Source organism: Micromonospora sp. NPDC048907 (assembly GCF_055586885.1).
This window is the reverse complement of record NZ_JBVJHI010000001.1, coordinates 808,153-834,143: the sequence shown is the minus strand read 5'-3', so window position 1 is coordinate 834,143 and position 25,991 is coordinate 808,153. Positions and strand designations below refer to the sequence as shown.

Sequence of the window (25,991 nt, the reverse complement as noted above, 5' to 3'; positions counted from 1 at the left end):
ACCCGATGACTGACACGACGAAGGACGAGCGGCTCAGCTACGAGCAGGCCCGCGCCGAGCTGGCCTCGGTGGTCGAGCGGCTGGAGGCGGGGGGCACCTCGCTGGAGGAGTCGCTGGCGCTCTGGGAGCGCGGCGAGCAGCTCGCGGGGATCTGCCAGCGCTGGCTGGACGGCGCGCGGGCCCGCATCGACGCCGCCCGGCAGCGCGCGGAGGACTGAGCGGGCGGGACGGCCGGAGCCGTCCCGCCGGCACGGTCAGTTGAACAGGTTGTAGAGCTCGGCGGGCGCCTCGGCGACCTGGTCGGCCGGGGGCTTCTGCGCGGCGGCGGCGTTGCCGTAGTCGGTGTAGGTGATCTTCACGTCCTGCGCGGCGCTCTGCCCGGCGGCCGGGATCTGGAGCACCAGCTCGCTGAGCCGGCCCTGCGGGTCGACCTTCGCGGTGAACGGCACCGACTGCGCCTGCGCGCCGAGCGCGGTGATCACGGCCGGGTCGAGCGAGCCGGCCTCGGCCGCCTTCGACACGTCCACGGTGCCCGCGTACGTGCCCTCGCCGGTCTTCCGGACCTCGGTGACGCCCTGGGTCAGCACCGCGCTGCCGGCCGGGTCGACCTTGTCGAAGTCGAAGCCGAGCGCCCGGTTGCCCTTGATCCGGGTCTGGTCGAGGTGCTGGTACTTGCCGAGGTTGAGGTTCTTCAGCCCGGGAACGCTGGTGGCGGCCTTGCCGCCCAGCTCCAGCTTCACCCAGCTGTCCGGCTTGTAGTGGATCAGGTCGAGCTTCATCATGAGGTCCGACGACGGGTCGCCGATGGTCATCCGCATCTCGGCGCTCTGGCTGGGCTCGTGCACCTGCCCCTCGGCGGTGGAGCCGGCGCCGGACATGGTGAACCGGAAGTTCCCGTCGCGGATCGCGTTGGTGGAGTCGAGCAGGGCCTGCTTGGCCTCGCTGGCGGGCGTGCCGCTCGGGGCGATGCTGCCGGAGGCGGCCGGGGTCGCGGAGGCGCCCGCGCCGGCGGTCCCGGTGTCGTTGCACGCGGCCAGGCCGGGAATGAGCAGCGCCGCGGCGAACGCGGTGGCGCTGAAGCGTCGAATCGTCACGTGAACCTCTCCAGGTGGGTCGTCCGGCCCACGGAGGTGCCGGAGTCGGGACGCCGCAGCCCGGACGCCGGCTCCGGCGCACGAGCCCGGTCCGGCCGGTGTGGTCGGCTCCGGCGGGCTCGTGCCCTCTTCTGTTCCCTGAAGCGGTGTTCCGCAATCCCTGTCCGGTGCGGGAGAAACGACCTCACCCGGCGGTGGGGGCGGGTCAGCGCAGCGCGGTGACGAGTTCGCGCAGCTCCGCCTCGCCGGCGTCGCCGACCACGAGCACGGTGCGGTTGGGCTCCAGCAGGACGAGGGCCTGCTCGTTGCCCCGGGCGGTGTACCGCTGCCAGCTCGCGCCGCCGGGCAGTTCGGCGGGGCCCTGCGGCTGGCCACCGCTCAGCTCGGCCGGCAGCAGCTTCTCCGCCGGCACGTTGCTCTCCACCAGCTGCGCGCCCCGGCCCTCCGGGGTCACGTAGCCGATGCGCAGGGTGCCGCCACCGGACTCGGTCTGGTAGCGGGCGCTGACCGTACGCCAGTCGGCGCCCAGCCCGCGCGGCTCGGCGACCGGGAAGGCGTTGGCGGCGCGGGCCTGCTCGAAGGCCGGCGCCGGGTCGGCGGTGACCGGCTCGTCCCCGCCGAGGAAGCCCCGGTAGAAGGCGAGCAGCAGGGCGATCGGGACCAGCAGCACCAGCAGCGACAGGGCCATGTCCTTCGGTGACCGCTCGGACCGGGCCTTCTCCTTCCGCGCGGGCGGCGCGGGCCGCTCCCCGGCGTCGGCCGGTGGCGTGGGCCCGGTCGACTCGACCAGGGCCGGCTCCCCGGCCGGCGGGGTCGCCCCGGCGGCCGGCGGCACCGGCGGCTGGCCGTCGGGCGGGGTGGCGTCGGTCGGTACGCGGTCGGCAGGCTGTGCGGGTTCCACCCGCCCATTCTCGCAGCCGCCCGGACGACGTGATCCTGGCCTCCTCCGCCCCGCTCCGGCGGCGAACCTGAGATCGTGTGAGGATCAGCGACAAAACCGGCGGCGGCGACGGCCGCATCCCGCCGGTCCACCCCGCAACGTCGCGAGGAGGAAGCCGTCATGACAACCACCAGGACGCGGACGCCCCAGGATCTCGACCGTAACCTTGCCCTCGACCTGGTCCGGGTGACCGAGGCCGCGGCCATGGCCGCCGGCCGCTGGGTCGGCCGGGGCGACAAGGAGGGCGGCGACGGAGCCGCCGTCGACGCCATGCGCAAGCTGATCAACTCGATCCCGATGCGCGGTGTCGTGGTGATCGGCGAGGGCGAGAAGGACAACGCCCCGATGCTCTTCAACGGCGAGGAGGTCGGCGACGGTACCGGTCCCGAGGTGGACGTGGCGGTCGATCCGATCGACGGCACCACGCTGATGAGCAAGGGCATGCCGAACGCGCTGGCCGTGCTCGCGGTGGCCGAGCGGGGCGCGATGTTCGACCCGAGCGCCGTCTTCTACATGGAGAAGCTCGCCGTCGGCCCGATGTACGCCGACGTGGTCGACATCAACGCCGGGGTGGCCGAGAACATCCGCCGGATCGCCAAGGTCAAGGGCACCGACCCCGCCGAGGTGACGGTCTGCGTGCTGGACCGGTCGCGCCACGACGACCTGGTGAAGCAGATCCGGCGGACCGGGGCGGGCATCCGGTTCATCTCCGACGGCGACATCGCCGGCGCCATCGCGGCGGCCCGGGGCGAGTCCGACGTCGACGTGCTGATGGGCATCGGCGGCACCCCGGAGGGCATCACCGCGGCCTGCGCGCTGAAGTGCATGGGCGGCATGATGCAGGCCAAGCTCTGGCCCAAGGACGCGCAGGAGCGGGAGAAGGCGCTGGCCGCCGGGCACGACCTGGACCGGGTGCTCTTCACCGACGACCTGGTCACCGGCGACAACTGCTTCTTCGTGGCCACCGGCGTCACCTCCGGCGACCTGCTGCGCGGCGTGCGCTACCGCGCGGGCGGGGCGTACACCCAGTCGATCGTGATGCGCTCGAAGAGCGGCACGATCCGGGTGATCGACTCCTACCACCGCCTGGAGAAGCTGGCCCTCTACTCGGCGGTCGACTTCGACGGGCGCCCCCTGGCCGAGCAGGAGTGACCGAGACCGGGACGGCGGCGCCCCCGACGCTGCCGGCCACGCGGCGGATCGCCGGCACCGGGCTGGCCACCGCCTCGGGGCTCGCGGTGGCCGTTCAGTCCCGGATCAACGGTGAACTCGGGGTACGGCTGGCCGACGGGATCGCCGCCGCGGTGGTCTCGTTCGGCCTCGGTCTGCTGGTGCTGCTGGTGCTGGTCCCCGCCACCCCCGGCGGCCGGCGCGGCCTGGCCGCGCTGCGGGCCGCGCTCGGGGACGGCTCGCTGCGGCCGTGGCAGTGCCTCGGCGGGGTCTGCGGCGCCTTCCTGGTCGCCACCCAGGGGCTGACCATCGGCACCCTCGGCGTGGCGGTGTTCACGGTCGCCGTGGTGGCCGGCCAGTCCGGCAGCAGCCTGCTCGTCGACCGGGCCGGGATCGGCCCCACCGGGCGGCAGGCGGTCACCCCGAACCGGCTGGTCGGCGCGGCGCTCACCGTGCTGGCCGTGCTGCTGGCGGTGGGCGACCGGCTCGGCGATCCGGGTGCCCTGGCGCTGGCCCTGCTGCCGCTGGCCGCCGGGGTGGGCATCGCCTGGCAGCAGGCGGTGAACGGCCGGGTCCGCGGAGCCGCCGGCAGCGCCATGACCGCCACGCTTGTCAACTTCACCGTCGGCACGGTGGCGCTGCTCGCCACCTTCGCGGTGGAGGTGGCCGTCCGGGGGCGCCCGACCGGCGGTTTCCCGAGCGAGCCGTGGCTCTACCTGGGCGGCCCCATCGGCATCGTGTTCATCGCGCTGGCCGCCGCCATCGTCCGGTTCACCGGTGTGCTGCTGCTCGGCCTGGCCACCATCGCCGGGCAGGTCGTCGGCGCCGTCGTGCTGGACCTGCTGCTGCCCACCGCCGCCTCGCACCCCACGCCGACCACCCTGCTGGGGGCGGCGCTGACCCTGGTCGCGGTGCTTGTCGCCGCGGTCGGGCCGCCCCCGCGGCTGGTCAGCCGCGCAGGGCCGCCACCGTCTCCTTGACCGCCCGGTCCAGCGGGGTCGCCTCGACGCCGAGGGTGGTGGTGGCGGGGGCGGAGTCCATCACGAAGGGCCGGTCGAACTGGTAGGCGGTCTCCCGCAGCTCCCGCGCCATCGGGTTGGCCAGCCCGCCGAGCCAGAGCACCGGGTACGGCATCCGGGTCAGTCGCGGCGCGGGGGCACCGACCAGGGCCGCCGCGCGGGTGGCCAGGTCCCGCATCGAGACGGCGGGGGCGCTGGGCACGTGCCAGGGCCGCCCCCAGGCCCGCTCGTCGGTCGCGGCGGCGACCAGGGTGCGGGCGACGTCGGGGATGTACGTCCAGGTGTGCGGGGCGTCCCAGTCGACGGGCAGGAACACCCGCTGCCCGGCGAGCACCCGGGGCAGCACCATCATGGCCAGCGAGGTGCCGCCGGCACCGAGGTAGTCGGAGCCGCGTACCTCGGTGATCCGGGCCCGGCCGGCCCGGTGCGCGGCCAGCGCGTCGGCCCACATCCGGTTGCGCACCCGCCCCTTGGTGCCGGTCGAGGCGAGCGGGGTCGCCTCGGTCATCGGGCCGTCGACCGGGCCGTACCCGTAGAGGTTGCCGACCGTGGCGAGGACCGCGCCGGTCCGCCCGGCGGCGGTGAGCAGCGCGGCGGCCAGCGGCGGCCAGTCCAGCGGCCACCGGTGGTACGCCGGGTTGGCGCAGTTGTACAGCGCCGCCGCGCCCTCGGTCACGGCGGTGAGCCGCTCCCCGTCGGCGGCGTCGGCGGCGATCCGCTCGATCGCGGGGTGCGTGGGCCCGGTGCCGCGGCGGGTCACGACCCGCACCCGGTCGCCGCGGTCGGCGAGGAGGCGGGCCGTGGCGGTGCCGACGGGTCCGGCGCCGACGATCACGTGCAGGGCCATGAGGGCCACCCTTCAAAGCAGTAATCCGATGTGAGAGCACCGCTCTCGCAGCAGAGCATGCACGACATCGCCTCCACTCGTCAAGAGCGGTGCTCTCGGTTTTGATTGGCGCTCTCATCCGTGGCATCGTGGAGGCATGGTCGCTCACTCGCTCCGCGCCCGGGTCCGCGCCGGCATGATCGACGAGATCAAGGCGGTCGCCCGCCGCCACCTGGCCACCGACGGCGCGAACCTGTCGCTCCGCGCGGTCGCCCGGGACATGGGCATGGTCTCCTCGGCGATCTACCGCTACTTCCCCAGCCGCGACGACCTGCTCACCGCGCTGATCCTGGAGGCGTACGAGGCGCTCGGCGACGCCGTGGAGGCGGCCGACGCCGGCGTCGACCAAGCCGACCTGCGCGGGCGCTGGCACGCCGTGTGCCGGGCCGCCCGAGCCTGGGCGCTGGCCCACCCCGCCGAGTACGCCCTGCTCTACGGCAGCCCCGTTCCCGGCTACGCGGCCCCGGACGACACGGTGGCGCCGGCCCAGCGACCGCCGGAGATCCTGGTCGGCATCCTCCGCGACGGGGTGGCCACCGGCCGGCTCCACCCGTCCGGCGAGGAGCTGCCCGAGCCGCTGCGGTCGGACGTGGCCGCGCTGGCGGCGCTGATCCCCGTGGACCTGCCGCCCGCGCTGCTGGCCCGGGGCATGGCCGGCTGGACCCAGCTCTTCGGGTTGATCAGCTTCGAGCTGTTCGGCCGGATCAACCGGGCGCTGCCGCACCGCGACGAGTACTTCGACCACCAGATCGGGCTGATGGCCGACCTCGTCGGGCTGCCCGCCTCCTGAGCCCGGCGGCGGCCGCCGGTCAGGTGCCGTCGGAGGAGTGGCCGGGGAAGAGGTGCGCGCTCGGGTCGATGACGACCGCCGCGTTGTTGACGGCGGTGGCCGCCTCGCCGAAGCCGGTGGCGATCAGCCGCACCTTGCCGGGGTAGTCGGTGATGTCGCCGGCCGCGAACACCCGGGGCAGGTTGGTGGCCATGGCGCTGTCGACCACGATGTGCCTCCGGTCGAGGTTCAGGCCCCACTCGGCGAGCGGACCCAGGTCGGCGGTGAATCCGAGCGCGGCCACCACGGTGTCCACCGGCAGGGTCTCCACGGCGCCGCCGCGCACGGTCAGCTCGGCGCCGGTGACCCGGTCCTCCCCGTGCAGCCGGCTCACCTCGGCGTTGACCACCACCCGCACCGGCAGCGCGCGTACCCGGTCGACGGTCGAGGCGTGCGCGCGGAACCGGTCCCGCCGGTGCACCAGGGTCACCGACCGGGCGATCGGGGCCAGCGTCACCGCCCAGTCGAACGCCGAGTCACCGCCGCCCACGATGAGCACGTCCCGCCCGGTCAGCTCGGTCGGCTGCGGGACGAAGTAGACGATCCCGGTGCCCACGAAGCTGTCCGCCACCGGAAGCGGCCGGGGCGTGAAGCTGCCCAGCCCGCCGGTGACCAGTATCGCGCCGCAGTGCAGCTGGTCGCCGCCGGCCAGCCCGAGCACCGGCCGCCCGTCCAGGTACGACAGCTTCTCCGCCCGGACCCCCAGCAGGTATTCCGGGCGGAAGGGCGCGGCCTGGGCGACCAGGTTGGCGACCAGCTCCCGCCCCTTGATGGCGGGGAACCCGGCGACGTCGAGGATGAGCTTCTCCGGGTACATGGCGGTGACCTGGCCGCCCGGCTCGGGCAGCGCGTCGATCACGGCCACGGAGAGCCCGCGGAACCCGGCGTAGTAGGCGGCGAACAGCCCGGCGGGGCCCGCCCCGATCACGGCGACATCGACCTCGCGCATGGCGTACCGTCACTTTCGCCAAGGGATCAACGCGTGCTGATCCCGACGGTAGGCGGGGCGGTGGCCGCGGGCAAGCACGTCCCGCCGGCGCGTGGACGTGCCGTCAGGGCAGCGTGACCGGGGGTGACCCGAGGGAGTCCCGCGTCCCGCCCTCCACCCGCCGGCGGAACAGCACGGCCGCGACGACCCCGCCGAGCAGCCCGAACAGGTGCCCCTGCCAGGAGATGCGCTCGTCGGTGGGCAGGATGCCGAGCAGCTGCCAGCCGTAGAGCAGGCCCACGAGGAGCACCACGGCGAAGTTCCACCAGCTCCGCTCGACGATGCCGCGGGTGAGCAGGATGCCGAGGTAGCCGAAGATGACGCCGCTCGCGCCGACCACCACCGAGTTGGGCGAGCCCGTGAACCACACCCCCAGGCCGCTGACCAGGATGATCACCAGCGTGGACCAGAGGAACCGGCGGGTGCCGGCCGCCAGCACGAAGGTGCCGAGCAGGATCAGCGGGATGCTGTTGCTGTAGAGGTGGTTCCAGCCGGCGTGCAGGAACGGCGAGAAGAACACGCCGTCGAGCCCCTGCATGCGGTGCGGGATGATGCCGGCGGTGACGTCGAGGTCGGCGCGCAGGCCGACGTCGACGGCCTCGATGAGGAACAGCACCGGCACGACCGCGCACATGGCGACGAAGGCCCGGCCGAGGGAGGCGTAGAACGCCTCGGTGCCGAACCGGTGGGGGTCGCCGCCCGCGCGGCCGTCCTGCCAGGTCACCCGTCAAGTGCTATCAGTAATCGGGACGCACCGCCACTCGGGGGCGACACGACGACGGCGGGGCGTGCGAATCTCCGCACCCCCGCCGTCGATGTCCGATCAGTACCAGCCGGAGTTCTGGGAGTGCCGCCAGGCGCCGCACGGGTTGTCGTACCGGCCCTCGATGTAGCCGAGGCCCCACTTGATCTGGGTGGCCGGGTTGGTCTTCCAGTCGTCGGCCACCGAACTCATCTTGCTGCCCGGCACCGCCTGCGGGATGCCGTAGGCGCCGGAACCCTCGTTGCTGGCCTTGGGGTTCCAGCCGCTCTCCTTGGTCCAGAGCTTGTCCAGACAGGGGAACTGGTCGATGCCGAAGCCCTCGTCGAGCATGATCGCGCAACCGATCTTGCGGTTGCCGCTGAACTCCTCGCAGGACGCCGGGATCGGACCGTCGTAGGGCTTGGTCACCGCGTTCTCGGCGGCCTCCCGCTCCTTCTTGCGGGACGCGGCCGCCGCTTCGGCCTCCTTGGCCCGCTCGGCGGCCTCCTTGGCCGCCGCGGCGGCCCGCAGCTTCGCCTGGTACTCGGCGGCCCGCTGCTTGGCCGACACCAGGCGGTGGTCGGCCTGACGGTCGCGCTGGTACGCGTACTCCGCCCGGTCGACCTCCAGGCCGACCTGCGCGGTCAGGCCCTGTTGCTGGGTCTGTCGGTCTTCGCCCAGATAGAAGCCGCCGGCAACGCCCACGGAGAGCAGTGCGACGGCGGCCGTACGGGCGCCGAACCGGCTCCACAGCCGACTCACGAAGTGTCCCTTCGTCGGGGGCAAGGACACGGCGCGACGCGTGGCCCTGGAGCGGCCGCGCCGGCGCCGTGAGCGCCCCGAGACCCTCGCAGTCGCAGCCGACGCACCGGTGCTCGCCGCCTCTTCGCCGTGTCCCGGCGAACGATGCTCGACGATCTTCCTGGTGCGCGCGACGCCTCCAGGTCGCGGCCCGTCGCGAGACGCGCCGAGCCTGGAGGTGTCGAAAGCGCTCGTTGGACACCATTGCGCACAGTGAGGCGGTTGGGAAACCAAGGACACCGATTGTGATCTGCGCCACAAGACGAATGCCGTCAAAGTCGGGCAAAAGCCTGCCTCAGAGCGGGATGTCCTCCAGCAGATCGGTGACCATCGCGGCGATGGGCGAACGCTCCGAACGGCTGAGCGTGACGTGCGCGAAGAGGTGATGGCCCTTCAGTGCCTCGATCACCGCGGTCACCCCGTCGTGCCGGCCGACCCGGAGATTGTCCCGCTGGGCCACGTCGTGGGTCAGCACCACCCGCGACCCCTGGCCGATGCGGGACAGGACGGTGAGCAGGACACCGCGCTCCAGCGACTGCGCCTCGTCGACGATGACGAAGGCGTCGTGCAGGCTCCGGCCGCGGATGTGGGTGAGCGGCAGGACCTCCAGCAGCCCGCGCGAGGTGACCTCCTCCAGCACGTTCTCGTGCACCACCGCGCCGAGGGTGTCGAAGACGGCCTGCGCCCAGGGCGACATCTTCTCCGACTCCGAGCCGGGCAGGTAGCCCAGTTCCTGACCGCCGACCGCGTACAGCGGGCGGAACACGACCACCTTCTTGTGCCGCCGGCGCTCCATCACCGCCTCGAGGCCGGCGCAGAGGGCCAGCGCGGACTTGCCGGTGCCGGCCCGGCCGCCGAGCGAGACGATGCCGATCGACTCGTCCAGCAGCAGGTCGAGCGCCACCCGCTGTTCCGCGGAGCGCCCGTGCACGCCGAACGCCTCACGGTCGCCACGCACCAGCCGGACGGTCTTGTCCGGCAGCACCCGGCCGAGCGCCGAGCCCCGCGCCGAGTGCAGCACCAGGCCGGTGTGGCAGGGCAGGCCGGCGGCGGCGTCGAGGTCGAGGGTCTCGCCCGCGTACAGCCGGCCGATCTCCTCCTCGGCCAGCTCCAGCTCCGCCATGCCGGTCCAGGTCGGGTCGCTGGCCTGGCCGTGCCGGTACTCGTCGGCCCGCAGGCCGACCGAGGCCGCCTTCACCCGCAGCGGCATGTCCTTGCTGACGAGCGTGACCTCACGCCCCTCGGCGGCCAGGTTGAGCGCCACCGAGAGGATCCGGGCGTCGTTCGACTCGTTCCGGAACCCGGGCGGCAGCACCCCGTCGTCGGTGTGGTTCAGCTCCACCCGGAGGGTGCCGCCCTGGTCGTTGGCGGGCACCGGCCGGTCCAGCCGGCCGTGCCGCACCCGCAGCTCGTCCAGCATGCGCAGCGACTTCCGGGCGAACCAGCCCAGCTCGGGGTGGTGGCGCTTGCCCTCCAGCTCGGAGATCACCACCAGCGGCAGCACCACCTCGTGCTCGGCGAAGCGGTGGAACGCCGCCGGGTCGGAGAGGAGGACCGAGGTGTCGAGGACGAAGGCCGGGCCCGCTGGTCGGGGCTCCTCGGTGCCGGCGGCCGGTGCGGCCGCGCGGCGGCTGCGGGTGGTCCGGCGGGTCGTGGCGGTCGCGGCCGGGGTCTGGTCGGCACCGGCGGGGGTACGGCGAGTGGTCACAGGCCTGCTCCGCGGATGGGCACCCGGCCACCCGAGTTCCGCCTCTTCCGGTGCCCGGTGGGACACGGGGTCGGATGCGGGCCCCGTGCGCGAGGTCGCAGGTCCGGGCTGTCCGGCCGGCCCGGGAAAACCCCGTGCCATGCCTAGACGCTAATGGCCGCGGGCCCGGTCGGCTAGTGGTGCGAGTGGATCACCCGTACGGGGGATGACCGGCGCGGCGGAACCGGCCGGGATGCATGCCCCCTGCGCGCATCCCGGCCGGCGGGGCCGCCGTCACCGGTCTGACTGCGGCTCCGACGGTGCGCGTCCGCCGCGGACGGCACACCGTGCCCTGGGCGGGCCTCAGCCCTGCCGCCGGACCAGGGTCCCGGTCCGCGGCCCACCGCCGGCCGCGCCGAACGACGAGCCGGTGTACGTGGTGCCCTGCCGGGTGGCCAGGCCGCCGAGCTGGGCGGTGGCGGTGGCGGTGGTCCGCCGGGCCGGGCCGGTGGCGGTGCGGGCGGTGACCGCGGCGGGGACGGCGGTGCCGGCGAACGGCGCGGTACGCGCGGCCGGTGCGGTCACCACGGCCGGGGCCGGGCCGGCGAGCGCCGAGGCGATCGCGGCCTGGGCGTCCCGGCGGCGCCGGTTCCAGGCGCCCCGGTCGCCGTCGAAGTAGCCCTGGCGGTAGCCGAACCGGTAGCCGATCCGGTAGCTGAGCTGGCCGTGCAGCCGGCCGGCCGCGTAGCAGGTCGAGCCGAGCACGAGGACCAGCACGACGGCGAGAAAGGGGCTCATCGCTCGTCCGCCCCGGGCAGCGGGTCGACGACCAGCAGCCGCTCCAGGTCGGCGGTGCTGACCTCCTCAACCAGCTCGACGCTGATCCGGCAGCCGTCGACGATCACCTCGGCCACCGAGGCCCGGCGGATCTCGCCGCCCGCCTCGTAGACCCGGACGCTCAGCTCCGGACAGCCGAGGTGGGTCCGCCAGGCGTCCCACTCGTCTCGGTCACCGACGCTGAGGGAGAGGTAGCGGCAGCCCCGGGCCAGGTAGAGGCGCCAGGGGGCGCTGAGGCCTGCGGTCACCCCCTCCGCGATCAGGCCGAAGGCCTGCGCACGGGTCGCGAGCTCGGTCACGAGACCCCCTCGACACCCGCGGAGTGACGCATGTGAGCACTCGTCGTCTCATGCACGTGACACACCGTAAGTTGTCTCATGAGCGTGACAGTATCAGCTTTTCGTCTGTTTACCGCCGTACTGGCGTCGATCTATTCTGCCCGGGTGACACCCCTCAGAAAGAGCTCTGGATCGTTTACCGGAAACGGTGGATCATCGTCACGTCGGCGTGACAGCAGCGTGCCGGGCGGTGCCCCGGAGACCGACTGGCCGTACCGTCACGGGGTGACCGAGACCGCGAACGCACGGAAGATCGCCTTCGCCACCTTCGTCCGCCGCGCGCTGGAGGACGCGCGCGCCATGCGGGCCTGGAGCGGCACGGAGGTCTCCCGGCGCACCGGCGTCTCCCGCCAGACCATCAACCGCTGGGTCCGGGGCGACTGGGCCAGCGACCCCGAGGCCGAGCGGGTGGTCGCCTTCTGCGAGGGGTTGGGGCTCAACCCGGCGGCCGCGTTCGTCGCCCTCGGCTGGGACCGCGCGGCCGCCCCCCGCGCCACCCCGACCCCGCCGCCCATGGACCCCGACGTCGAGGCGCTGCTGCGCCGGCTGGTCGACCCGGACGTGTCCGACGCGGAGAAGTTCCACATTCGAGAAACCATTCGTTATCTCGCTTATCGCCCAACCCTCCCGGTCGATGTCCGAAATAGAGGTAAACAAGCCGGGTAGTTCCTCAGATGGCGAAAGAACGGAAGGTCAGACCCGATCGTTTCGCCTCGGGGCCGGATCGGACACGCTAGCGTCCACGTTTGTACTGCTAAGGGCTCGTCATCGGCGGGGGGACGGGACACAGCCGAACCCAGCCCTGCGGGACAGAAGGAGGGGTCTGTCCATGACCCTGAAATGGTTGGCAGTCGTGGTCGCGGTGGTGTCGGTGACATCGTGCGTGACCGGCAACGTGGTGGTCGGCGTACTGGACGGCGGGCAGCTTCCCCTGGTCGTCAACCTCTTCGCGCTCATCACGGCCGGCACCGCGGTGGTCCTGGCCGTCGTCGCCGAGCTGCACGACCGGCTCAACGACCGGGTCAGCGCGCTCACCGAGTTCCTGGTGGCGCGGCTCAACGAGATCGAGGCGCACACCGGCGACCGGAACACCGGCTTCGTGGAGGGCTACCTGCTGAGCCACGGGCAGGAAGCGGCCGTGGTGCCGTTCGGGCGCCGGGGACGGGGAGCCGCCGAACGCTGATCATCCGCGTCGTCCGGACGTCACATCTCGGCCACGAATACGCCGCTGTGACCGGGGTACGCTGTCGCGCGTGCCGCCGTTGAATCTGGGCAACCAGCAGCCGAAAACCCCGTTGGACGCCGCGCACGCGTGGCGCGCCACCGCCGCCCGCGCGGGCGACGTGGTGCTCTTCTTCGACTTCGACGGCACCCTCGCCCCGGTCGACGACGACCCGACCGCGGTCCAGCCCGCACCGAAGGTGCTTGCCGCGCTGGAGGCCCTCGCCTCGCGGGTACGCCGGATCGCGATCGTCTCCGCGCGCCCGGTGGACTTCCTCCGCGACCACCTCGGCGGCCTCGCCGGCATCGACCTGTACGGCCTCTACGGCCTGGAGCACAGCCACTCGGGCGGCGAGACCGTGACCGAGCCGGCCGCCCTGCCCTGGGTGCCCACCATGGCCGAGCTGGCCGAGCGGGCCCGCGCCGAGCTGCCGCCCGGCGCCCTGGTGGAGTTCAAGCGGCTCTCCGTCGCCCTGCACTGGCGCACCGCGCCGCAGCTCGGCGACCTCGTGCAGGAGTGGGGCCGGGCCCAGGCCGAGCGGCTGGGGCTGCGCTGCCAGGCCGGGCGGATGGTGCTGGAGCTGAAGCCGCCCGTCGACCGGGACAAGGGCATGGTCATCGGGGAGGCGGTCCGGGACGCCGGCGGCGCCTGGTACTTCGGCGACGACGTCTCCGACATCAAGGCCTTCTCGGCGCTGCGCGCCCGGGCCGCCGCCGACCCGCAGTTCATGGGCGTCTGCGTCGCGGTGGCGAACCCGGAGACCGGTCACGAGGTCGCCGACGCCGCCGACCTGACCCTGGACTCCCCCGCCGCGCTCGGCGACTTCCTCACCGAGGCGCTCCCCCACCTGCGCTGAGCCCGCGCCGCCGGAGGCGCACCGGCTTGTGCGGGTGCGCCCGCCGGGGGCGGGGCTCAGGCGCCGAAGCGGCGCTGCCGGGTGGCGTAGGAGCGCAGGGCGCGGAGGAAGTCGACCCGGCGGAAGTCGGGCCAGTTGAGTTCGCAGAAGTAGAACTCCGAGTGCGCGCTCTGCCAGAGCATGAAGCCGGAGAGCCGCTGCTCGCCGCTGGTCCGGATGATCAGATCCGGGTCGGGGAGGCCCTTGGTGTAGAGGTGCTCGGAGATGTGGTCGACGTCGATCGAGTTGGCCAGTTCCTCCACCGTGCCGCCGGTGGCGGCGTGCTCCAGCAGCAGCGAGCGGACCGCGTCGGCGATCTCCCGCCGGCCGCCGTAGCCGACGGCGATGTTGACCTGGGCGCCGCCGCTGCGCTGCCGGGTGCGCTCCTCGGCGGCCTTGAGCGCGGCGGCGTGGTGCGCGGGCAGCACGTCGAGGGCGCCGACCATCCGCAGCCGCCAGGGGTTGCCCTCCTCGGCCAGCTCGGTGGTGAGGTCCTCGATGATCTGGAGCAGCGGGTCCAGCTCGGCGGCCGGCCGGGAGAGGTTGTCCGTGGAGAGCAGCCAGAGCGTGACGTGCCCGACACCGGCGGCGTCGCACCAGCGCAGCAGCTCCTTGATCCGTTCGGCGCCCATCCGGTGGCCGTCGTTCGGGTCGACGAAGCCCATCTCCCGGGCCCATCTGCGGTTGCCGTCGCACATCACGCCGACGTGCCGGGGCACCGGTTTGCCCGCGAGCTTCGCGGTGAGCCGGCGCTCGTACACGGAGTAGAGGAGTTTCCGCAGAGTCATCACCTTGCAGGGTAGCGACCCGCGAGGAAGATCAGTGTCTCGGTGGCGCATGGTCGACGGCTTCAGGTCGCGGCGCGGCGTCAGACCGGCCCTCATCCGGTCCGGAGCGCCGCTCAGCGGCGCGGAGGCCGGACTGTGGCCGCCGGCCGAGCTGACGCCGCCGAAGCGGTGAGGCCCGCACCGATCATGGCGAGGGTGCGGGCGTCGAGACGCCCGTCACCCAGCCCCAGCTCGACCACGGTCCGGTAGACCCGCTCGTCCCGGCGGGCGGCGCCCACCGCCGCGTCCACCACCCACCGCCGCCGGGCCAGCCAGGCCGCCACCGAACTGTGCCGCAGGTGGGTGCCGAGCCGGCGGCGCAGCGCGTCGGCGTACCGGCGGGCCGCGGCGGCCGGGGCGCCGGCCGCCGCGGCGCCGGCCAGGGCACCGGAGCGCAGCGCGTAGAAGATGCCCTCACCGGTGAACGGGTTGATCAGCGAGAGCGCGTCGCCGGCCAGCACCACCCGGCCCCGCCCGGGCGCCGGACGGTGCGTGGAGAGCGGCAGGTGGTGGGCGCGCAGGTCGGTCACCGCCGCCGGGTCGGTGCCGGGGAGCAGCGCGGCCAGCCGGTCGAGCAGGTGGGCGCGGGTCAGCGGCTCGCCCCGCAGCACCTCCCCGTACCCGACGTTCGCCCGGCCGTCACCGATCGGGAACGACCAGGCGTACGCCGGCCAGCGCGGCGCCGAGGTGACGATGAGCTGCTCGGGCGGGCCGGGACGGGCCGGCGCGTAGCCCCGGATGGCGAGGGCGAGGTGCCGGTCCGGGTTCACCGGGTGGCCGAGCGTCCGGCGCAGCACCGAGCCGGCGCCGTCCGCCCCGACCACGGCCCGGGCGGCCAGTTCCCCGTCGAGCACCACCCGGTCCTCGCGCACCTCCACGGTGCGTACGGTGTGCCGCCGCAGCTCCGCCCCGGCCGCGGTCGCCGCCGTTACGAGCCGGGCGTCGAACACCTGCCGGGGCACCGTGTACGCGGGCCGGGGCAGCGCCCGGGCCACCGTCCCGCCGCCGGGGCCGACCAGGCGCAGCGCGGGCAGTGGAGCGTACCCGTCGACGGCCCCGGTCACGCCCAGCTCGGCGAGGACGTCCAGCGCGTGCGCGGCGATGCCGTCCCCGCACGCCTTGTCCCGCGGAAAGTCGTACCGGTCGAGCAGGAGAACCCGCTCCGCGCCCGCGCGCCGCGCCCCGAGCGCGGCGGCCGCCCCGGCGGGCCCGGCCCCGACGACGATCACGTCGTACTCGTCCCCCACCCCACCATCCTCCCCCGCCCCACCCCCCATCCGGTCCCGCCGCGCCCCGCTTTCCTGTGTTGATCATGAGGTTGGCGGCAGTGATGGAGATCCACATCGCCGTCAACTTCATGATCACCGAGGTGGGGTGGGGGTGGCCTTGTGGAGGGAGTACAGGGTCAGCAGGGCTGCGGTCGCCAGGGGGGCGCCGTCGCGGATGAGGCCGTCGGTCCCCAGGAGCCACCAGCAGAGGGGGAGGTCCACGGCGAGGGTGGTGAGGGTGATGACGACCAGGAGCCTGCGGGCCCACCGGCGGTCGCGCAGCAGGAACGCGGTGCAGAAGAGCACCGCGTAGCTGACCGCGATGCCGGCGGCGAACCAGAACAGCACGGCCGGCACGGCGCTGATCCGCCCGTCCAGGATGGAACCGGTCGCGACCAGGGCCGGGACCAGCATCAGCGGGCTGTAGGTGAACGCGGCGACCCGGGCGGTGAGCAGCCAGCCGGTGACCGGCGGGCGCTTCGGGACGACCTCCCGCCAGGAGATGACGCCGCCCTCGACGACCAGGCCTTTGCGGTGCCGGACCAGGTGCCCACCGACCGCCTCGGAGCGGTAGAGCAGCACCACCACCGCGGCGCAGAGCGCGGTGAGCACCGCGAAGCCGAGCAGGCCGGGCAGCGGCGGCACACCCGCCCGGGGTACGACCAACCGCCCCACCGCGAAGACCGTGGTCACCGACAGGATGAGCCCGAACGGCTTCGCCACCACCCGGCCCCGCCTGACGTGCCCGATCAGCAGCAGGAAGCCCAGCGAGCGCAGCATGGCCCAGCCGGTGCGGACGGCGAGCCCGAACTCCTGCTCCGGGGCGTACCAGTAGTTGAGCAGCTCGACCACGACGGTGGCCGCCGCCGTGACGGCGAGCAGGACGGTCAGCGCCCGGACGGCGGACGGCCGCCGGACCTCGACAGGTTCGGCGGCCGTCCTCATGGCATCCCGTGTTGCCCCGTGCGGGCTCGCGTCACACCCCTACTTCTGCGGCGCCGCGTCGAGCCGGGCGCGCAGCGCGTCCAGCTCGGCCCAGAGGACGCCGGGGAGCTTGTCGCCGAACTTCTCGAACCACTCGGTGACCAGCGGCAGCTCGTTGCGCCACTCCTCCGGGTCGACCTTGAGGGCGATCCGCACGTCCTCCGGGGTCATGTCCAGGCCGTCGACGTCGAGCGCGTCCTGGGCCGGGACCATGCCGATCGGGGTCTCGACCGCCTCGGCGCGACCCTCCAGGCGCTCGATGACCCACTTGAGCACCCGCGAGTTCTCGCCGAAGCCGGGCCAGAGGAAGTTGCCCTCGGCGTCCTTGCGGAACCAGTTGACGTAGTAGATCTTCGGCAGCTTGGCCTCGTCGCCGTCGGCGCCCTTGCCCATCTCGATCCAGTGCCGGAAGTAGTCCCCGGCGTGGTAACCGATGAACGGCAGCATGGCCATCGGGTCGCGGCGGACCACGCCGACGGCGCCGGAGGCCGCGGCGGTGGTCTCCGAGGACAGCGTCGCGCCCATGTAGACGCCGTGCACCCAGTCGCGGGCCTCGGTGACCAGCGGGACGGTGTCCCGGCGCCGGCCGCCGAACAGGATCGCGTCGATCGGCACGCCGTTCGGGTCGTAGTAGTCGTCGGCGAGGATCGGGCACTGCGTGATCGGGGTGCAGAACCGGCTGTTGGCGTGCGAGGAGAGGCTGTCGCTCTCCGGCGTCCAGTCGTTGCCCTTCCAGTCGATCAGGTGCGCCGGCGGCTCACCCATGCCCTCCCACCAGATGTCGCCGTCGTCGGTGAGGGCGACGTTGGTGAAGACGGAGTTGCCGCGGTCCAGCGTCCGCATGGCGTTGGCGTTGGTCTTCCAGTCGGTGCCCGGCGCGACGCCGAAGAGGCCGTACTCCGGGTTGATCGCGTAGAGGCGGCCGTCCGGGCCGAACCGCATCCAGGCGATGTCGTCGCCGATGGTCTCGACCTTCCAGCCCGGGATGGTCGGCTCCAGCATGGCCAGGTTGGTCTTGCCGCAGGCGGACGGGAAGGCGCCCGCGATGTGGTAGACGCGACCCTCCGGCGAGGTGATCTTGAGGATCAGCATGTGCTCGGCGAGCCAACCCTCGTCGCGGCCCATGACGCTGGCGATCCGCAGCGAGTAGCACTTCTTGCCGAGCAGCGAGTTTCCGCCGTAGCCGGAGCCGAAGGACCAGATCTCCCGGCTCTCCGGGAAGTGCGAGATGTACTTGGTGTCGTTGCACGGCCAGGCCACGTCCTGCTGGCCGGGTTCGAGGGGGGCGCCGATCGAGTGCAGCGCGTGCACGAAGTCGGCGTCGTCGCCCATCGCCTCGAGGACCTTCTGGCCCATCCGGGTCATGATGCGCATCGAGGCGACCACGTACGGGCTGTCGGTGATCTCGACGCCGAACATCGGGCTCTTCGCCTCGACCGGCCCCATGCAGAACGGGATGACGTACATGGTGCGACCGCGCATGCACCCGCGGTACAGCTCCGTCATCGTCCGCTTCATCTCGGCCGGCGCCATCCAGTTGTTGGTGGGGCCGGCGTCCGCCTCGTCGACGGAGCAGATGAAGGTGCGCTCCTCGACCCGCGCGACGTCCGTCGGGTCCGTCCGCGCGTAGAACGAGTTGGGCTTCTTCTCGGGGTTCAGCCGGATCAGGGTGCCCTTTTCGACGAGCTCGTCGGTGAGGCGGCGCCACTCCTCGTCGGACCCGTCCACCCAGACCACCCGGTCGGGGGTGGTCAGTTCCGCGACCTCACGTACCCAGGCGAGCAGTTTGGGGTGGGACGTCGGGGCCTGATCGATACCCCGAACAGTAGCCGGAGCAACCATGTCACATCTCCTTGTGGTCGACGCTGACCGATGTATGGGATGCACGAGTTCTGGCGAGCCGGTGCGCCGCCTTCGTGGAAACCTGGGATTGGGCTCAGCGTAAACCGGGCTGCCTCCCCAGTCAGTGGGACTGGTTGTGAAGAACTGCACAAGGTACGGCCACGCTGCGGCATCGCGATCTCTTACCCGCTTTCGCGCGCAGTTTCACGCAAATCTTGCGGAGAACCTTCGACGGGCCGGTTCGTCACCGGCCCCGCCGAGACGCCCGGCGGGTGGAAGTCGACCACCGTGACCCGAACGTCGATTCCGTGATCCGCTCCACAATTCCGCCACTCGCGGTTACGCTGCGCTCACAGATACCGGAAACGGATGGCGGTCGCCGGAGGGGGCGCGGGACGCGTCGGGCCGACCGGGAGCGGCGCGGCGGCGCGGCGGAGCGCCGACTCGCCGTTGCGGGCCGTCCCCGCAGCGCGCACCCGGTACTCTCGGCGGGTGGCCGCGACGATGACCGGGGACCAACCGGGGGCTCCGCAGACCCGTCGAGGTCTGATCGGGACCCTGATCGACCGCTTCGGTCATCTGGTCCGCGAGATGAGCAAGTTCGCCACGGTGGGTGGCTTCGCCTTCCTCGTCGACCTCGCGCTCTTCAACTACCTGGCGAGCGTGCGGCACATGCCGCCGGTGGCGGCCAAGACCGTCTCCACCGTGATCGCGGCCACCCTGGCCTTCCTCGGCAACCGGTTCTGGACCTGGCGGCACCGCCAGCGCTCCCACCCGGCCCGGGAGTACGCGCTGTTCTTCTTCTTCAACGCGGTGGGCCTCGGCATCGCGGTGGGCTGCCTCGCGATCAGCCGCTACGGCCTCGGCGCGGTGTGGCCCGAGGTGTTCCAGACCCCGCTGGCCGACAACATCGCCAGCTTCATCGTCGGCACCGGCCTGGGGACGCTGTTCCGGTTCTGGTCGTACCGACGGTTCGTTTTCGTCGAGGCGGGAAATCCGCCCGTTCCGGCGACGAGCCGCGACCGAGAGTCCGGGGCGTGACCCACCGCCCATCCCGTCCTGCCGGGCCCAGCCGGCCCTGCCCACTGCCCTAAGGTGTTCCGCATGCCTCTTGTCCGTCTGCTGCCCGAGCGCTGGCAGAAGTTCATCCACGAGGCGCTCAAATTCGGCATCGTCGGCGGCGTCAACACCGTCATCAATTACGCGGTGTTCAATGCGCTGGCACTCACGGTTTTCCGCAACGGCCAGCTCAAGGCGACCGTCATCGCGACCATCGTCGCGACGATCACGTCATATCTGATGAACCGGCACTGGACGTACCGGGATCGGCCGAAATCGGCGCTTCGCCGCGAATACGTCCTGTTCTTCCTCTTCAACGGCGCCGGCCTCGTCATCGAACTGGGTGTCCTGGCGCTGGCCAAGTACGGCCTCGGCGTGCACAGCCTGCTCGCGTTGAACGTGGCGAAGACCGCCGGCGTCCTGCTGGCCACCCTGTTCCGCTTCTGGTCCTACCGGACGTTCGTGTTCCAGCCGGTGCCCAAGCACGCCGACAAGACCTGGCACGCCATCCCGCGTGACGAGTGGGACAACGTGGCCGAGATGGACCCGGTGGCCGAGATGGCCGAGTCGGTCAGCGAGCTGGAGGAGACCGAGCGACCGCTCGGCGAGCGGCCCGTGGGCGACTACCCACCACAGCAGGTCCGCCCGGCACCGGCCGACGCCGGCCTGGGCCGCGCCCTCGGCGCCGACCTGGACGCGGAGCTGGCCGCCGAACTCCAGCCCACCCCGCGCCGGACCCCGCGCCGCTGACTCCGACCCGGCGTTCCGGCGCCCGCTGGGCGGGCGCCGGAACGCGCGGGGGTCAGGCGGAGGGGTCGCGCAGCGGCTTGCCCTCGGTCATGTCGGCCAGGATCTCGCGCATCTCGCCGTCGCCCAGGCTGTGCCGGTCGTGGTGGGCCTCGACCAGCTCGTAGAGCCTGGTCTGGACCTTGTCGACGTGCGGCACGTCGGTGAGCACCGACTGCCCGCGCTCACCGGCGGACTCGATGGTCAGCGTGCCGCAGCCGAGCATCCGCTCCACGAACTTCTGGTGCATGGCGTGGTCGTTGATCCGGGTCAGCGGCAGGTCCCGCCGGTTGCGGGAGAACACCCCCTCCTGGAGCAGCACCCGCTCGTTCGTGAAGAGGTAGTGGGTGGTGCGCCAGACCAGGAACGGCCACAGCCCCAGCCAGAACACCAGCACCAGGCCGAGCGCGGCGATCACGTAGAGCGCGATGGTGCCGCCGTCGCCGTCGGGCAGAAGGACCCAGCCCGCGACCACCGCCGCGACGGCGAGCACCAGCACCAGGATCGGCCGGATCAGGGCCTTCCAGTGCGGGTGGAGATGCAGCACGACGTGCTCGTCCTCGGTGAGCACGTCTTCGGGGAACGCCACGGGAACCTCCTCGCAGAACAGGACGCGCTGACCGTAACCGGTCGGCGCACGTCGCCGGATCAGCCGCGCGGCGGGTGTTGGAGCGCGCCCCTCCGCTCACCGCAGGTGCAGCACGTCGCCCGCGGCCAGGCGGAGTTGGCCGTCGGGGCCATCCACCAGCAGCTGCCCGTCCGGGTCCACGCCGGTGGCGCTGCCGCGCACCTCCCGGCCGTCGGGGAGCAGCACCCGGACCTCCCGGCCGACCGTGGCGCAGGCCGCCAAATAAGCGTCCCGCAGGCCGCTGGCGACCGCGTCGCCCCCGGCGTCGCGCCAGCGCTCGTACCAGTCGGCGAGCGAGCGCAGCAGGGCGCGCAGCAGCGGGTCCCGGTCGGTGGCGGCGGCACCGGCGAGCTGGAGCGAGGTGGCCGGCAGCCCGGTCGGGTTCTCCGGCAGCTCGTCGGCGCGCAGGGTCACGTTGAGGCCGATGCCCACCACGATGGCGGGTGGCTGGTCCGGTCCCGCGCCGGGCACCGCCTCGGCGAGCACGCCGGCGCACTTCGCGCCGTCCAGCAGCAGGTCGTTCGGCCACTTGAGCCGGGCGTCCAGCTCGGCCAGCAGGGCCACCGCCTCGACCAGCGCGACGCCGGCCAGCAGCGGCAGCCAGCCGTAACCCTGCGGTGGCACGGGCGACCAGCCGCGCTCCGCGTCGGCCTCGCCGGGCCGGAGCAGGACGCTGGTCGCGAGGCCGGCCCGGGGCGGCGACTGCCACACCCGGCCGCGCCGGCCCCGGCCGGCGCTCTGCCGCTCGGCGACCACCACGAGGCCCTCCGGTTCGCCGGCCCGGGCGGCATCGGCCACGTCCGCGTTGGTCGAGCCGGTCTCGGCGCGCAGCTCCAACCGGCGCCAGGGCCCGTTCGGGGCGACCAGCGCGCGTTGCAGCCGGGCCGCGGACAGCGGCGGGCGGTCCAGATCGGTGTACGGCGAGCCGGGCATCCCGCCAGCCTACGGCCAGCGCGCCGGCCGGTCGTCCGGAAGCGGTGAGGCGCACTGCACAGCGTCACCCACCTGAACCATCGTTATATTCCCTGGGTGACTACCGAGACCGGGATCAACATCCACACGACCGCCGGCAAGCTGGCGGACCTGGAGCGACGGCTCGACGAGGCGGTGCACGCCGGGTCGGCGCGCGCGGTCGAGAAGCAGCACGCGCGGGGCAAGAAGACCGCTCGGGAGCGGATCGAGATGCTCCTCGACGAGGGCTCCTTCGTCGAGCTGGACGAATTCGCCCGGCACCGCTCGACCAACTTCGGGCTGGAGAAGACCCGCCCGTACGGGGACGGGGTGGTGACCGGCTACGGCACGGTGGACGGCCGGCAGGTCTGCGTCTTCGCGCAGGACTTCACCGTCTTCGGCGGCTCCCTGGGCGAGGTCTTCGGCGAGAAGATCGTCAAGCTCATGGACCTCGCCATGAAGATCGGCTGCCCGGTCGTCGGCATCAACGACTCGGGCGGCGCGCGGATCCAGGAGGGCGTCGCCTCGCTCGGCCTCTACGGCGAGATCTTCTTCCGCAACGTGCGGGCCAGCGGCGTCATCCCGCAGATCTCGCTGATCATGGGCCCGTGCGCGGGTGGCGCGGTCTACTCCCCGGCGGTCACCGACTTCACCGTGATGGTCGACCAGACCTCGCACATGTTCATCACCGGCCCGGACGTCATCAAGACCGTCACCGGCGAGGACGTGGGCATGGAGGAGCTGGGCGGCGCCCGGACCCACAACGCCCGCAGCGGCAACGCGCACTACCTCGGCACCGACGAGGAGGACGCGATCGAGTACGTCAAGGCGCTGCTGTCGTACCTGCCGTCGAACAACCTGGACGAGCCGCCGGTCTTCGACGCACCGGCGATCCTCGACGTGACCGATGAGGACCGGGAGCTGGACACGCTGATCCCGGACTCGGCCAACCAGCCGTACGACATGCACCGGGTCATCGAGCACGTCCTCGACGACGGCGAGTTCCTGGAGGTCCAGCCGCTCTACGCGCAGAACATCGTGGTCGGCTTCGGCCGGGTCGAGGGGCGCCCGGTCGGCGTGGTGGCCAACCAGCCGATGCAGTTCGCCGGCACGCTGGACATCGCCGCCTCGGAGAAGGCGGCCCGGTTCGTGCGCACCTGCGACGCGTTCAACGTTCCCGTGCTGACCTTCGTGGACGTTCCCGGCTTCCTGCCCGGCACCGGGCAGGAGTGGGACGGCATCATCCGGCGCGGCGCGAAGCTCATCTACGCGTACGCCGAGGCCACCGTCCCGAAGGTCACCGTCATCACCCGCAAGGCGTACGGCGGCGCGTACGACGTCATGGGCTCCAAGCACCTGGGCGCGGACCTGAACTTCGCCTGGCCGACCGCGCAGATCGCGGTGATGGGCGCGCAGGGCGCGGTGAACATCCTCTACCGCTCGGAACTGGCCAACGCCGAGGACCCGGCCGCCGTCCGGGCCGAGAAGATCGCCGAGTACGAGGACACCCTGGCCAACCCGTACATCGCCGCCGAACGCGGGTACGTCGACGGGGTGATCCCCCCGCACGAGACGCGTACCCAGATCGTGCGGGCGCTGCGGGTGCTGCGCACCAAGCGCGAGACCCTGCCGCCGAAGAAGCACGGCAACATCCCGCTCTGACGCGGACGCCCCGGCGGCCCCCCACCTCACCCGGCGGGGGGCCGTCGCGTCAGCAGCGCGGGTGGGCGGCGGAACACATCCGGCCGGCGGCCACCACGGCAAGTTTCCGCAGGTCTGCCTCGGTGCCGTCCTGCCCGACCTGGATCACGCTGACGAGGTCGCCGACCCGGAGCACCACCCGGCTGTTCGGCTTGCTCAGATCGCCCAACGGCTTCCCGGTGTCCAGGTTGCGGGCCGGTCCGACCGTGTGCCGCAGCAGCACGGAGTCGTCCCCGGCGAAGTCGTGGTCGACCTCCTGCCAGGACTGGACGACCTGGGCGTTGACCGTCCTGCCCCGCCACTGCGTCGGCCCGCTGAACCGCCACTGGCGACACGGCGCGAGCAGTTCGTCCATCCCGGCGAAGACCCGGTCGGCCACGTCCGGCGCGACCCGGTAGACGTCCTGCATGGCCAGCACCTGGTCCGGCCGCTGGTCGTCGGCCGCCGGACGCTCGCGCAGGATCGTCACCGAGCGGGAGTATCGGGACTCCGCCCAGTCCGTCGACAGACTCTGGTGCTTCCGGCAGTACAGCAGCAGGTCGTCGAGCCGGATGTCCTCGCGGACGCCGGCCTCGGTGAGCGGGACCCCCTTCCTCGTCCGCAGGTCCGCCGGCACCAACAGCACCTCCGCGGGCACCTCGGTGGCGGTCCAGGCGGTCGCGGTGGGCAGCGCCGCGGCCGGCGCGTCGGCCGGCAGCGCGGTGTGCGGAGCGGCCCGCCCGGCCTCCACCAGCGCGGTGCCCGAGGCGACCGCCAGCACGGCGAGCGCCGCCGCCACGGCCGTGCGCCGGCTGCGGCGCCGGGCCCGCGCCCGCAGCTCCGCCGGCTCCGGCCAGCGGACGGCGCGCAGCTCCCGCTGCACGTGCTCGACGAAGGTCGGGTCATCGTCACGCATCGGCGGCCTCCTCCAGATCCACGACAGCGAGCAGCCCGGCGAGGGCGGCCCGCCCCCGGGAGAGCCGCGCCTTCACCGTGCCCACCGGCGCCTCGGTCTCCCGGGCCACCTCGGCCACCGGCATGCCGCACAGGTAGTAGAGCGCGATGGCCGTGCGCTGCTCCTCGGGGAGCCGGCGCAGCGCGGCCACCACCTCGACCGTGTCGGTGCTCGGCCCCGGGATGCTCTCCTCCGCGCCGTGCCGCAGGTAGGCCCGGGCCCGGCTGCGCAGGCTGCGCCAGCGGCTCACCGCGATCCGGCTGGCCACCACCCGCACCCACGCCTCCGGGTCGTCGTACCCGCGCACGGTCGACCAGCGCTGCCAGGCCCGGATGTACGCCTCCTGCACGGCGTCCTGGGCCTCGGCGAGGTTGCCGGTGAGCACGTAGACGAAGCCGAGCAGCCGTTGTCGGCTGCCCCGGTAGAACTCGTCGAACCCGTCGACGTCCGGCACCCTGCTACCTCCCCCGTGGCGGTCGCAGGGGAGACGCCTGGCACCCGGGCCGCGGTTGCCCGGTCAGCCGACCAATTTCTCCAGCTCGGCGAGGGGGAAGCCGCCGGCCGGGATGCGCTCCCGGACCGCCCGGCGCACGGCGGTCTGGACGGCGGCGTTGGTCGGGGTGGGCACCCCGTGCAGCCTGCCGAGCAGCACGATCTCGCCGTTGAGGTGGTCCGCCTCGGCGGAACCGGCGCCGCGGGCCAGGCTCTGCCAGGTGGAGCCGCCGGCCCGCTCCTCGCCGTCGACCGGCCGGTGCCCCACCCGGTCGCCCCGCTCGGCGGCCTCCTCGGCGCGGCTGGTGTGCGCGATGCCGGCGGCGGCCAGCGCTTCCTCCCCCTCGGCGCGTACCCGGGCGGTCAGCGGCTCGGGCACCTCCGGGCCGAGCAGCGCCTGGAGGCCGTTGCCCAGGTTGGCCAGGAGCTTGCCGTACTTCCAGCGCATCACGTCGTCACGGACCGGCGCCACGAACCCGGCGGCGGTCAGGTCGGCGGCGACGGCCCGGCTGGTGTCGTCCGCGCCGGACGGGTAGCGGCCCAAGTGCAGCATTCCCGGGTGCGGGTACCCGTTCGCCACCACCACGCCCGGTTCCAGGTGGGTGGCCGGCAGCCAGACGCAGACCGGGTGCACCCGGGCGAACAGCCGCAGCGCGGCCGGCTCGTTGGCGACGCCGTTCTGGGCCAGCACGATGGGCAGCCGCTCGCCCGCCGTGCCGCCGCCCTCGACCGGGGTGTCCACCCAGGTTGCCAGGGCCGCCGCGGTGTCCTGCGATTTGACCGTGAGCACCAGCACGGTGTCCGCCGGCAGCGGGCGGCCGTCCGGCCCGGCCACCGCGGGCAGCCGGCTGCTCACCGTGCCGTCTGGCGTCCGCAGGGTCAGACCCCGCTCCCGGAGCGCGTCCAGGTGCGCGCCGCGGGCCACCAGCGTCACGTCGCGCCCGGCCTCCCCCAGCCGTACGCCGATGGTGCCGCCGACCGCGCCCGCCCCGATGATCACGTATCGCACGCGTCCGATTCTGCCCCTCCCCGCGCCGGCCCGCCGGGTGATCCACTGCACATCCGGGAGGT

The 25,991-nt window shown here is 73.1% G+C and carries 28 protein-coding genes; 10 read left to right on the top strand and 18 right to left on the bottom strand.

Annotated features, from left to right (window positions below; translation table 11 throughout):
* Nucleotides 1-5 precede the first annotated feature (5 nt).
* The gene (locus ACZ6PY_RS04225) at nt 6-218 is read left to right on the top strand and encodes an exodeoxyribonuclease VII small subunit (protein WP_262287098.1); all 213 of its coding nucleotides are present in this window, start codon (nt 6-8) and stop codon (nt 216-218) included.
* Nucleotides 219-254: 36 nt separating this feature from the next.
* Here the strand turns inward: ACZ6PY_RS04225 and ACZ6PY_RS04220 are convergent, their stop codons facing one another.
* Both ACZ6PY_RS04220 and ACZ6PY_RS04215 read right to left on the bottom strand, forming a co-directional pair.
* A complete protein-coding gene (locus ACZ6PY_RS04220) occupies nt 255-1,094 on the bottom strand; it encodes a hypothetical protein (RefSeq protein WP_466069033.1) in 840 nt (279 codons plus the stop codon).
* A gap of 205 nt (nt 1,095-1,299) precedes the next feature.
* On the bottom strand, nt 1,300-1,995 hold the full coding sequence (locus ACZ6PY_RS04215; RefSeq protein WP_466069031.1) for a DUF4245 domain-containing protein: 696 nt from the start codon (nt 1,993-1,995) through the stop codon (nt 1,300-1,302).
* Between the two features lie 159 nt (nt 1,996-2,154).
* Here ACZ6PY_RS04215 and glpX point away from each other — a divergent pair, with 159 nt between their 5' ends.
* Together glpX and ACZ6PY_RS04205 are read left to right on the top strand one after the other, a co-directional pair.
* On the top strand, nt 2,155-3,186 hold the full coding sequence (gene glpX / locus ACZ6PY_RS04210) for a class II fructose-bisphosphatase (RefSeq protein WP_189192910.1): 1,032 nt from the start codon (nt 2,155-2,157) through the stop codon (nt 3,184-3,186).
* Nucleotides 3,183-4,184, top strand: a complete 1,002-nt coding sequence (locus tag ACZ6PY_RS04205; protein ID WP_466069028.1) for a DMT family transporter — start codon at nt 3,183-3,185, stop codon at nt 4,182-4,184. Before glpX ends, ACZ6PY_RS04205 begins: the two co-directional genes overlap by 4 nt.
* Here the strand turns inward: ACZ6PY_RS04205 and ACZ6PY_RS04200 are convergent.
* Nucleotides 4,153-5,070 (bottom strand): NAD-dependent epimerase/dehydratase family protein, encoded by a 918-nt coding sequence (locus tag ACZ6PY_RS04200; protein WP_466069026.1) that lies wholly within the window; start codon nt 5,068-5,070, stop codon nt 4,153-4,155. The two genes, ACZ6PY_RS04205 and ACZ6PY_RS04200, sit on opposite strands and share 32 nt — an antisense overlap.
* Before the next feature lie 136 nt (nt 5,071-5,206).
* Here ACZ6PY_RS04200 and ACZ6PY_RS04195 point away from each other — a divergent pair, with 136 nt between their 5' ends.
* Nucleotides 5,207-5,899: a TetR/AcrR family transcriptional regulator gene (locus ACZ6PY_RS04195; protein ID WP_466069024.1), complete on the top strand. Its 693-nt coding sequence runs from the start codon at nt 5,207-5,209 to the stop codon at nt 5,897-5,899.
* A gap of 19 nt (nt 5,900-5,918) precedes the next feature.
* Here the strand turns inward: ACZ6PY_RS04195 and ACZ6PY_RS04190 are convergent, their stop codons facing one another.
* The 6 genes from ACZ6PY_RS04190 to ACZ6PY_RS04165 all read right to left on the bottom strand — a co-directional run bounded on the left by ACZ6PY_RS04190 (nt 5,919) and on the right by ACZ6PY_RS04165 (nt 11,292).
* Complete coding sequence (locus tag ACZ6PY_RS04190) at nt 5,919-6,887, bottom strand: NAD(P)/FAD-dependent oxidoreductase (protein ID WP_466069022.1); 969 nt, start codon at nt 6,885-6,887, stop codon at nt 5,919-5,921.
* Between the two features lie 103 nt (nt 6,888-6,990).
* A complete protein-coding gene (locus ACZ6PY_RS04185) occupies nt 6,991-7,650 on the bottom strand; it encodes a rhomboid family intramembrane serine protease (RefSeq protein ID WP_466069020.1) in 660 nt (219 codons plus the stop codon).
* A gap of 99 nt (nt 7,651-7,749) precedes the next feature.
* Nucleotides 7,750-8,430: an aggregation-promoting factor C-terminal-like domain-containing protein gene (locus ACZ6PY_RS04180; protein WP_466069018.1), complete on the bottom strand. Its 681-nt coding sequence runs from the start codon at nt 8,428-8,430 to the stop codon at nt 7,750-7,752.
* Between the two features lie 334 nt (nt 8,431-8,764).
* Entirely contained in the window at nt 8,765-10,177 is a 1,413-nt protein-coding gene (locus ACZ6PY_RS04175) for a PhoH family protein (RefSeq protein WP_466069016.1), read from the bottom strand.
* Nucleotides 10,178-10,519: 342 nt separating this feature from the next.
* A complete protein-coding gene (locus ACZ6PY_RS04170) occupies nt 10,520-10,954 on the bottom strand; it encodes a hypothetical protein (protein WP_466069014.1) in 435 nt (144 codons plus the stop codon).
* Nucleotides 10,951-11,292, bottom strand: a complete 342-nt coding sequence (locus ACZ6PY_RS04165) for a hypothetical protein (protein ID WP_091260344.1) — start codon at nt 11,290-11,292, stop codon at nt 10,951-10,953. The genes ACZ6PY_RS04170 and ACZ6PY_RS04165 overlap by 4 nt, the downstream gene beginning before the upstream one ends.
* Nucleotides 11,293-11,556: 264 nt before the next feature.
* On the opposite strand from ACZ6PY_RS04165, the gene ACZ6PY_RS04160 reads away from it, so the two are divergent.
* The 3 genes from ACZ6PY_RS04160 (at nt 11,557) to otsB (ending at nt 13,409) form a co-directional block, all read left to right on the top strand.
* A complete protein-coding gene (locus tag ACZ6PY_RS04160) occupies nt 11,557-11,997 on the top strand; it encodes a helix-turn-helix domain-containing protein (RefSeq protein ID WP_151464580.1) in 441 nt (146 codons plus the stop codon).
* Nucleotides 11,998-12,160: 163 nt separating this feature from the next.
* Nucleotides 12,161-12,514, top strand: a complete 354-nt coding sequence (locus ACZ6PY_RS04155) for a hypothetical protein (RefSeq protein ID WP_091314007.1) — start codon at nt 12,161-12,163, stop codon at nt 12,512-12,514.
* 70 nt (nt 12,515-12,584) lie between these two features.
* Nucleotides 12,585-13,409 (top strand): trehalose-phosphatase, encoded by an 825-nt coding sequence (otsB, locus tag ACZ6PY_RS04150; RefSeq protein WP_466069011.1) that lies wholly within the window; start codon nt 12,585-12,587, stop codon nt 13,407-13,409.
* Between the two features lie 56 nt (nt 13,410-13,465).
* Here the strand turns inward: otsB and ACZ6PY_RS04145 are convergent, their stop codons facing one another.
* From ACZ6PY_RS04145 to ACZ6PY_RS04130, 4 genes are all read right to left on the bottom strand, one after another.
* Nucleotides 13,466-14,236: an isoprenyl transferase gene (locus ACZ6PY_RS04145; RefSeq protein ID WP_466069009.1), complete on the bottom strand. Its 771-nt coding sequence runs from the start codon at nt 14,234-14,236 to the stop codon at nt 13,466-13,468.
* Nucleotides 14,237-14,349: 113 nt separating this feature from the next.
* Nucleotides 14,350-15,552: a geranylgeranyl reductase family protein gene (locus ACZ6PY_RS04140; RefSeq protein WP_466069007.1), complete on the bottom strand. Its 1,203-nt coding sequence runs from the start codon at nt 15,550-15,552 to the stop codon at nt 14,350-14,352.
* An 84-nt stretch (nt 15,553-15,636) separates the two neighbouring features.
* The gene (locus ACZ6PY_RS04135; protein ID WP_466069005.1) at nt 15,637-16,488 is read right to left on the bottom strand and encodes a hypothetical protein; all 852 of its coding nucleotides are present in this window, start codon (nt 16,486-16,488) and stop codon (nt 15,637-15,639) included.
* Between the two features lie 39 nt (nt 16,489-16,527).
* Nucleotides 16,528-18,369, bottom strand: coding sequence for a phosphoenolpyruvate carboxykinase (GTP) (locus tag ACZ6PY_RS04130; RefSeq protein WP_466069003.1), 1,842 nt, complete (start codon nt 18,367-18,369; stop codon nt 16,528-16,530).
* 504 nt (nt 18,370-18,873) lie between these two features.
* Here ACZ6PY_RS04130 and ACZ6PY_RS04125 point away from each other — a divergent pair.
* Nucleotides 18,874-19,410 (top strand): GtrA family protein, encoded by a 537-nt coding sequence (locus tag ACZ6PY_RS04125; protein WP_466069405.1) that lies wholly within the window; start codon nt 18,874-18,876, stop codon nt 19,408-19,410.
* A gap of 63 nt (nt 19,411-19,473) precedes the next feature.
* On the top strand, nt 19,474-20,178 hold the full coding sequence (locus tag ACZ6PY_RS04120) for a GtrA family protein (RefSeq protein ID WP_466069001.1): 705 nt from the start codon (nt 19,474-19,476) through the stop codon (nt 20,176-20,178).
* Between the two features lie 52 nt (nt 20,179-20,230).
* Here the strand turns inward: ACZ6PY_RS04120 and ACZ6PY_RS04115 are convergent, their stop codons facing one another.
* Together ACZ6PY_RS04115 and ACZ6PY_RS04110 are read right to left on the bottom strand one after the other, a co-directional pair.
* On the bottom strand, nt 20,231-20,803 hold the full coding sequence (locus ACZ6PY_RS04115; RefSeq protein WP_262287330.1) for a PH domain-containing protein: 573 nt from the start codon (nt 20,801-20,803) through the stop codon (nt 20,231-20,233).
* 96 nt (nt 20,804-20,899) lie between these two features.
* Nucleotides 20,900-21,775 carry a biotin--[acetyl-CoA-carboxylase] ligase gene (locus ACZ6PY_RS04110; RefSeq protein WP_466068999.1) on the bottom strand — a complete coding sequence of 292 codons (876 nt, stop codon included), beginning with the start codon at nt 21,773-21,775 and terminating at the stop codon, nt 20,900-20,902.
* 96 nt (nt 21,776-21,871) lie between these two features.
* Between ACZ6PY_RS04110 and ACZ6PY_RS04105 the strand changes: the two genes are divergently transcribed.
* Nucleotides 21,872-23,455, top strand: a complete 1,584-nt coding sequence (locus ACZ6PY_RS04105) for an acyl-CoA carboxylase subunit beta (protein WP_466068998.1) — start codon at nt 21,872-21,874, stop codon at nt 23,453-23,455.
* Between the two features lie 49 nt (nt 23,456-23,504).
* Here the strand turns inward: ACZ6PY_RS04105 and ACZ6PY_RS04100 are convergent, their stop codons facing one another.
* The 3 genes from ACZ6PY_RS04100 to ACZ6PY_RS04090 all read right to left on the bottom strand — a co-directional run bounded on the left by ACZ6PY_RS04100 (nt 23,505) and on the right by ACZ6PY_RS04090 (nt 25,929).
* A complete protein-coding gene (locus ACZ6PY_RS04100) occupies nt 23,505-24,389 on the bottom strand; it encodes a hypothetical protein (RefSeq protein ID WP_466068996.1) in 885 nt (294 codons plus the stop codon).
* Complete coding sequence (locus ACZ6PY_RS04095) at nt 24,382-24,882, bottom strand: SigE family RNA polymerase sigma factor (protein WP_262287334.1); 501 nt, start codon at nt 24,880-24,882, stop codon at nt 24,382-24,384. Before ACZ6PY_RS04095 ends, ACZ6PY_RS04100 begins: the two co-directional genes overlap by 8 nt.
* 63 nt (nt 24,883-24,945) lie before the next feature.
* Entirely contained in the window at nt 24,946-25,929 is a 984-nt protein-coding gene (locus ACZ6PY_RS04090; protein WP_466068994.1) for a ketopantoate reductase family protein, read from the bottom strand.
* Nucleotides 25,930-25,991 lie beyond the last annotated feature (62 nt).